Consider the following 7,783-nt stretch of genomic DNA (forward strand, 5'->3'; position numbering starts at 1 on the left):
GCCCTCACTCATTTGTCAAGCACTTTTTTCAGCCCGCTTCCGAAAGTCCGTCCGGCTTCCGCCCGGTCTCTTCCGTCCGCTTTCCTGTTTTTTCATGCCCTCCGTGAGGCGCTCAGTTAGAATACCAGCTTTCCTCCTCTTTGTCAACACCTTTTTCTCTTTTTTTCAGGTTTTTTTCTCGGCTGTCAAACCGGACCGGATCACTGGTATTCTAATCCATAGCATGCACAAGATCTGCCACCCTTATACCTGCCTGCGCAGCTTTTTTACCAGCAGGAGCAAAACAGGAATGCCGAAGCCGAAGAGCAGGCTGCCAATCCTGGCCGGGCCCTCCATCCACCGCTCCAGGGAAAAGGCGTCGGGAAAGAGGAACCAGGCCCCCGCCAGGGCCAGCAGGAGCAGAGGAGGTACGGCGTGCTTGCGCTCCTTTAAAGAGAATACGGACTGGGCCAGGACGGAGCAGGAGCCCGCCAGCAGGTTGAGCAGGGCTAGATCAGAGAACACCCAGAGGGCGATGATGACCGACTCCACCCGTTGGAAGGTGCCCTCAATGCCGATCCCCTTTACCATCATAAAAAAGGGTGTGTCCATGCGGGCGGTCAGCCCGGGCCCGAAGTTGCCCAGGCAGACAAGCTGAAGGGCGGTAAGCACCAGACAGAAGGCGGCTGCCCACCATATCGCACGGCGGCGGTCTCCCTCTCCCCGGGTGACATTTCCCCCCAGGAAGGCGGCAAAGACCACATAACCGAACAGGCCCAGCACCGGAACGGCGGCGGAGAGCACCCCCGGAAGATCCTCCGTCCACAGGGGAAGGATGTGCCGGGGCTCCACCTGGAGTACGCCCAGGAGGAGGGAGAAGCCCAGGCCGATGGCCAGGGCCAGGTAGAACACCTCTCCGGTCCGTGCCAGCACCCGCACCGGCTTGCGCACCAGCCAGAGGGTGAGCCCCAGCAGGGTCAGCAAAAACAGACCCAGGGGGGCGTTCCGGTAACTGGTGGACAGGAAACGGAGGGCGAAAAGCCTAGCGTTGGCGCTGAGCAAAAGCAGACCCCACAATAAATAAAGAAGAAGCACCCCCTTGCCCAACCCCCTGCCCAGGACGGTCTCGGTGACCTGGGCCAGCCCCGCCCCCTCCCCTGCCGGGTGCAGGAGGGCAAAGAGCACCCAGCACAGCCCCAGCAGTACCGGCAGGGCAGCCAGGGCGGACAGCCACCCCGCCTCTCCGGCCAGGGCGGCGGTCTGGGAGGGCAGCACGCCGATGGCCGGAGCCAGGAGGGCAGCGAAGAGGAGCGCCAGGAGCTGGCGCAGGGAGATTCGGTCGTCAGGCATGGGTATACCGCCTTTCCTTTGAGCTGCCGCCCTCACCGGGCGGCGTCATAGCTGCGCTGAAGCTTGGCCGTCACGTGCAGCTCCAGCTCCAGCGCGCCCAGAGAGGCCCCTTCCAGCGCCTCCTTGTGCCAGGGCCGGGCCAGGGCCGCCCGCCGGAGCAGCCCCAAATAGTCCGCGTCCAGCTCCTGTGCCAGTTCCAGCGCGGACCGGATGCGCGCCTCCTCCACCTGGGCCAGGGCCGCCTCGAGGGAGGCGTGTACCTCCTCCGTTCGGAGGTCCAAATTCCCCTCCGCCATATTGGCGTCCAGCGTACAGGTGAGAGACAGGCCGGTAAGGGCGCCCCCGTCCATCACCGGGCGGACGGAGGTCCTGGCCCCCACCACACGCAGGGCCGCCACCCCGCCTCCATCCAGGGGCAGCTCCACCACATCGGCGTCCACCTGGCCCAGTACCAGGTTGACCCCCAGGGCGGCGTCCCCCTCGGCCCAGCCGGCCAGGCGGTCCCCTTTTAATATGCCATACCCGGCGGCGGTGAGAGCCTCGTCCGCCTCTACCGCCGGGAGGAAGGTGGCCCCCTGGGCATAGAGATCCGAGAGGGCGTCCTTTACGGTGCGGGGCATGGAACCGGCCAGCAGACCCGCGTCCTCCGCCAGCGCCTCCAGCCGGTCAGCGGCGGAGCCGTCCTCCCCCGCTGCTGTGATCGCCTTGCCTGCTGTGCCGCCCCGCACCAGATAGAGGGCGGTGTCCAGCCGGGTCTCCACATCCCGGAGAATATAGTCCAGGGCGGGCTCCACCCCCTGCCTGGCCAGCTCCTCTCCCAGCAGGAGCTGGCCCACGTGGCCGAAGTAGAGGTAGGAGGAGCCCTCCCCCTGCATCCCCAGCACGGCGGCGCTGATGGTGCCGGCCTGGCCGGACACCACGGTGGCCGCCCCCTCCGCCGGATCGCCCGAGCCGCTGGAGGCGGTCACCTCTACCTGACCCTCCCCGGCCGCGTCCACACCCAGGGTCTGCATCAGCTCCATGTCCTCGATTTCCCGGGCATAGGGCAACAGGCCGGGCCCACGGCGGCAGCCGGTGAGGGTCAGGGCGGCCAGGCCGGCCAGCAGCAGGGCTGTTATGCGTCTCATTTCTGATTCCTCCGGTTTCGGGTTTTCAGGGCCGCCGGGCGCTGCTTCACCCGCGGCAGGGGCTGGCGGAACACCGCGTGCCCCTCCACCTGCTCCCCGGCATTCGAGGCAAAGGGGGTCAGGTAGGACACGCCGAAGCTCTCAATGCCCGCCAGATGGATCACCAGCGCCGACAGGCCGGCCACCACGCCGAACAGGCCCGCCGCGCTGGCCAGCAGGGCCAGCAGGAACCGCCAGATGCGCAGGGCGCCCGCCACCTCCTGAGAGGGCATGGTGTACCCGGCGATACCTGCGATGGCCACCACGATGAGCACCGCGGGGGAGATGATCTTGGCCTCCACCGCCGCGCTGCCCACCACCAGGCCGCCGATGATAGACACGGTCTGCCCGATGGACTGGGGCAGGCGGAGCCCCGCCTCCTGGAGAATCTCAAAGGCCAGCAGCAGGACGATGACCTCAAAGACGGAGCGGAAGGGCACGTCCTGCTTGGCGGCAATGATGGACAGGGCCAGGCGGGTGGGAATCATCTCCTGGTGGAAGGTGACCATGGCCACATAGAGGGCGGGCAGAAGCAGGGTGCCCAGCATGCACAGGTAGCGCAGCAGGGTGAGGGCGGAGGCCAGCAGCCAGCTCTCGCTCTTGTCCTGGGGCGCCTGGAGGAAATCCCCCAGCACGCCGGGGGCCAGGTAGCCCAGTGGCAGGCCGTCGATGAGGATGCCCACCCGCCCCTCGGCCAGCCCGGCGCAGAAGCGGTCGGACCGCTCGGTATATTGCACCAGCGGGAAGGCGGTGCGGGCGGCGGGGACGATATACTCCTCAATATTGCCCGTGGCCAGCACCGCGTCGATGTCAATGTCCGCCAGTTGGGCGGCCACCTGCTCCACCAGGTGGGGATTGGTGAGCCCCTCTATATAGAGGATGTCCACCGACGTGACCGACTGGCGGCCCACCACCTGCTCACGGATACGCAGCTCAGGGGCCTTCAGGTGGCGGCGGACGATGCTGGTATTGGTGCGCAGGCTCTCCACAAAGGCGTCCCGGGAGCCCTTGAGCACCGTCTCGTTGCTGGGAGAGCTGATGGAGCGCTTTTCCTCGGTGCCCACAAAGAGGGACAGCACCGCAGATTCCCCGGGAAAGAACAGCAGGCACCATCCCGCCACCAGGTCAAAGGCGGCCTCGTCCAGTGTGGTACGCTCGGCCGCAGAGAGATTATACAGCGCTCCCCCCATCATCTCCTCCATGGCCTGCCGGGGAGTCCCGCAGCGGGCCAGCGCCTCGTCCTGGGCCAGCGGCCGGAGCACGTAGTCGCTGACCCGCTCCATCTTCACCATGCCGCTGAGGTAGCACAGGGTGAGCGTACACGCGCCGCCCTCCCCCAGGGACACCGGACGCTTGGTGAAGTCCACGCAGTCCTGGAAGATCTGCTCCAGCCGTTTCAAGGTCAGCGGCCCGTCAAAGCGGGGCTCCTTCCGGGGATGGGGTACGCTGGGGGCACGCTTCCGACCAAAAAAGCCCATGGCGCACACCTCCTGTTGTCTATTTTGCTGAATCGAACTTTTTTAGGATGGCCCGTTTTCGCCCGGTTATACAAATTTAAACGAACCAGTTGCAATTTTCCAGGGATGTTGATATACTTTATAAAAACTATAAAGTTTAATAGATGAACTATCTACTTTCCTTTTGGTAATTATCCCATGTCCTCCGCAGGACAGGGTTCATTTTATGTGATAAGGAGGAGCCCCTTATGAAGCCCTTTACCCAGACTGCCGACACCCTGGACCAGGAGCTGGCGGACAAAATCGACGGCATTCTCGCCGCCCATGGCGAAGATCCCACCCAGCTGGTGGGCATCCTGCTGGACGTGGAGGCCGCGGTGGAGCGGCACTACATCCCGGAGGCCGCCGCCTACTATGTGGCGGAGCGCCTGGGGGTGAAGCCCACCCAGGTCTACGATGTCATCTCCTTCTATACCGCCCTTCACGACAAGCCCAGAGCCAAGTTTACCCTGGAGGTGTGCTCCTCCGCCCCCTGCCGGGTGAAGGACAGCGACACCCTGCTGGAGCGGCTCAAGCGCCTTTTAAATCTGGAGGTGGGCCAGGTGACCTATGACGGCCGCTTTTCCATCGAGCAGGTCCCCTGCTTCGGGGCCTGCGACGTGTCCCCCGCCGTGCGGGTCAACGGCGTGGTATACGGCCATCTGGACAGCGAGGAGCGTATCCTGGATATGCTCCAGCAGCTCAACTAAGGGGGAACGGACATGAGCAAGACGGTTTGTTTCATCACCCGGAATTTCGGGAAGTACGACCCGGACAGCCTGAAGGGCTATGAATCCATCGGCGGCTTCCGGGCGCTGCGCAAGGCCCTGACCATGGAGGGCTGCGACATTGCCGACGTGCTGGCCGCCAATGGCGTCCAGGGCCGGGGCGGCGCGGCCTACGACATGGGTAAAAAGTGGCGGCAGGCCCGGGAGGTACCCGGCGCCCACAAGTGCGTAGTGTGCAACGCTGACGAGGGCGAGCCGGGCACCTTCAAGGACCGGGAGCTGCTCACCCACGACCCCTTCCAACTGCTGGAGGGCATGATCATCGCCGGCTGGGCCGTGGGGGCGGACAACGGATACATCTACCTGCGGGAGGAGTACTCCCACCTGCGGCCCCGGCTGCTCTCCGCCATCGCCCAGTGCGAAGCGGCGGGCTACCTGGGGGAGGACATCCTGGGCTCCGGGCTGAACTACCGCATCCACCTCTACTCCGGCGCGGGGGCCTATGTCTGCGGCGAGGGCTCCGCCCTGGCCGAGTCCATCGGCGGCCACGCCGGCCGGCCCCGGATGAAGCCCCCGTTTATCAAGCAGTGCGGCGTGTTCCACCTGCCCACCTGCGTCAACAACGTGGAGTCCCTCTCCCTGGTGGCCCCCCTGCTGCTGGACGACGAGGGCTACTATAAGAGCCAGGGCACGCCGGACTGCCCGGGCACCAAGATGATCTCGGTGTGCGGCAACGTCAAGCGCCCCGGCGTGTTCGAGGTGCCCTTCGGCATCACCATCCGGGAGATCGTCTATGATCTGGCCGGCGGCATGGAGAACGAGGACTACCCCCTGCGCTTGGTGCAGCTTGGCGGCGCGTCGGGCCGCATCTGCTCCCCCGCCCAACTGGACACCCCCTACACCTACAAGGGCATGCGTCAGGCGGATCTCACCGCCATCGGCTCCGGCGCGGTGCTGGTGGTGGATGAACGCACCAGCGTCATCGGCTTTCTGCGCATGACCCAGGAGTTCTTCTCCCACGAGAGCTGCGGCCAGTGTACCCCCTGCCGGGAGGGCAACCGCCACATCTCCCTGCTGCTGGACAAGGTGGCCGAGGGTACCCACACCGCCCAGGACATCGCCACCCTCAAGAAATTTGCCGACATTATGTCCAGCGCGTCCCTGTGCGGCCTGGGTGAGACGGCCCAGTCCGCCCTGCTGAGCTGTATGAAGCGCTTCCCGGAAGTCTTTGCCGTAAAAGAGGAGGTCGCCGTCCGATGAGCGAGATGGTACATATCACAATCAACAAGCAGCCGCTGGAGGTGCCTGCGGGCACCCGCATCATTGAGGCGGCCAAGATGCTCAACATCGATATTCCCCACCTGTGCTACCACCCGGACCAGACCATCAAGGCCCACTGCCGGATGTGCATGGTGGAGGTGGTGGGCTCCCGCAAGCTGACGGCGGCCTGCTCCACCGTGGTGTGGGAGGGCATGGAGGTCATCACCGACTCCAAGAAGGTGTACGATGCCCAGACCGGCGTGCTGGACCTCATCCTCTCCGACCACAAGACCAACTGCCTTTCCTGCGCCCGCAACGGCTCCTGCGAGCTCCAGGCGCTCTGCCGCCGCTTTAACCGGCTCCACCCGGAGCTGCCCGACATCTCCTCCGACGAGCCGCTGCGCATCGACAACCCCTCCATCGTCCGCGACCCCGCCAAGTGCGTCAAGTGCGGCCGCTGCGTGAAGGTGTGCGCCGAGGTCCAGGGCTGCGCCGCCCTGACCTACTCCGGCCGCTCCGCCGGCTTCAAGGTCACCACCGCCTTTGACCTGCCCATGGACCAGACCGACTGCGTGCTGTGCGGCCAGTGCTCCCTGGTGTGCCCCGTGGGGGCCATCGTGGAGACCGACTACACCAACGAGGTTACCGCCGCCATCCAGGACTCCTCCAAGCACGTCATTGTCCAGGTGGCCCCCTCCGTCCGGGTGGGCCTGGGGGACGAGTTCGGCATGGAGGCCGGCGCCGTCGTCACCGGCAAGATGGTCACTGCCCTGCGGATGCTTGGCTTTGACAAGGTGTTCGACACCAACTTTTCCGCCGATCTCACCATCATGGAGGAGGGCAGCGAGCTGCTCAAGCGCATCCGGGAGGGCGGGAAGCTGCCCATGATCACCTCCTGCTCCCCCGGCTGGGTCACCTACCTGGAGAAGCACCACCCCGAGCTCATCGACCACCTCTCCACCGCCAAGAGCCCCCAGGCCATGTTCGGCGCGGTGGCCAAGACCTACTATGCCCAGAAGATGGGCTGGGATCCCCACGACGTGGTAAGCGTGTCCGTCATGCCCTGCACCGCCAAGAAGTACGAGGCCAGCCGCCCCGAGCTGGGCCGGGACGGCTATCAGGACGTGGACTACGTCCTGACCACCCGGGAGCTGGCCAAGCTCATACGCTATGTGGGCCTGGACCTGTCCGTGCTGCCCGAGAGTGAGTTTGACTCCCCCCTGGGCACCGGCTCCGGCGCCGGCGCCATCTTCGGCGCTACCGGCGGCGTTATGGAGGCCGCCCTGCGCACCGCCTACGAGCTCTACACCGGCAAGACCCTGCCCCGGCTGGAGTTTGACGCCGTACGGGGCGACATCAACGCCATCAAGGAGGCCACCATTGACCTCGACGGCACCCCCCTGAAGGTGGCCGTGGCCAACGGTCTGAAGAACGCCGAGGAGCTTATCCGCCGGGTAGAGCGCGGCGAGGCCGACTATATCTTCATCGAGATCATGGCCTGCCCCGGCGGCTGTATCGGCGGCGGCGGACAGCCCATCGGCACCAACAACGCCGTCCGGGACGCCCGTATCCAGGCCTTGTATGAGATCGACCGGAGCCTGCCCCTGCGCAAAAGCCATGAGAACCCGGAGATCAAGACCATCTACGAGGAGTTCTTCGGCGCGCCCCTGTCCCAGCGCTCCCACGAGCTGCTCCACACCCACTACCATGCCCGCAAAAAGCGGCACGATTTTTCCCACCTGAATTAAGCGCAGAAGGGGGGGGGGGGGGGGGGGGGGGGGGGGGGGGGGGGGGGGGGGGGGGG

General features: G+C 65.5%; 6 protein-coding genes. 3 read left to right on the forward strand and 3 right to left on the reverse strand.

The window, feature by feature from the left end; all coding sequences use genetic code 11:
- Positions 1 to 243 precede the first annotated feature (243 nt).
- From ACESY8_RS09070 to ACESY8_RS09080, 3 genes are read right to left on the reverse strand one after another with little or no spacing between them, the layout of a single operon-like run.
- On the reverse strand, positions 244 to 1,329 hold the full coding sequence (locus tag ACESY8_RS09070; protein ID WP_131972074.1) for a GerAB/ArcD/ProY family transporter: 1,086 nt from the start codon (positions 1,327 to 1,329) through the stop codon (positions 244 to 246).
- 32 nt (positions 1,330 to 1,361) lie between these two features.
- Positions 1,362 to 2,456, reverse strand: a complete 1,095-nt coding sequence (locus tag ACESY8_RS09075; RefSeq protein WP_204682415.1) for a Ger(x)C family spore germination protein — start codon at positions 2,454 to 2,456, stop codon at positions 1,362 to 1,364.
- Positions 2,453 to 3,973: a spore germination protein gene (locus tag ACESY8_RS09080; RefSeq protein ID WP_054339283.1), complete on the reverse strand. Its 1,521-nt coding sequence runs from the start codon at positions 3,971 to 3,973 to the stop codon at positions 2,453 to 2,455. Before ACESY8_RS09080 ends, ACESY8_RS09075 begins: the two co-directional genes overlap by 4 nt.
- 227 nt (positions 3,974 to 4,200) lie before the next feature.
- Between ACESY8_RS09080 and ACESY8_RS09085 the strand changes: the two genes are divergently transcribed.
- The 3 genes from ACESY8_RS09085 to ACESY8_RS09095 are packed head-to-tail and all read left to right on the forward strand — an operon-like array spanning position 4,201 to position 7,727.
- Positions 4,201 to 4,701 carry an NADH-quinone oxidoreductase subunit NuoE family protein gene (locus ACESY8_RS09085; protein ID WP_007490312.1) on the forward strand — a complete coding sequence of 167 codons (501 nt, stop codon included), beginning with the start codon at positions 4,201 to 4,203 and terminating at the stop codon, positions 4,699 to 4,701.
- Between the two features lie 12 nt (positions 4,702 to 4,713).
- A complete protein-coding gene (locus ACESY8_RS09090) occupies positions 4,714 to 5,979 on the forward strand; it encodes a complex I 51 kDa subunit family protein (protein WP_007490311.1) in 1,266 nt (421 codons plus the stop codon).
- Positions 5,976 to 7,727 carry an NADH-dependent [FeFe] hydrogenase, group A6 gene (locus ACESY8_RS09095; RefSeq protein ID WP_054339284.1) on the forward strand — a complete coding sequence of 584 codons (1,752 nt, stop codon included), beginning with the start codon at positions 5,976 to 5,978 and terminating at the stop codon, positions 7,725 to 7,727. The genes ACESY8_RS09090 and ACESY8_RS09095 overlap by 4 nt, the downstream gene beginning before the upstream one ends.
- The last annotated feature ends 56 nt before the right edge of the window (positions 7,728 to 7,783 follow it).

The organism is Clostridium sp. ATCC BAA-442 (genome assembly GCF_964239415.1).
Lineage (GTDB): Bacteria > Bacillota > Clostridia > Oscillospirales > Oscillospiraceae > Flavonifractor > Flavonifractor plautii.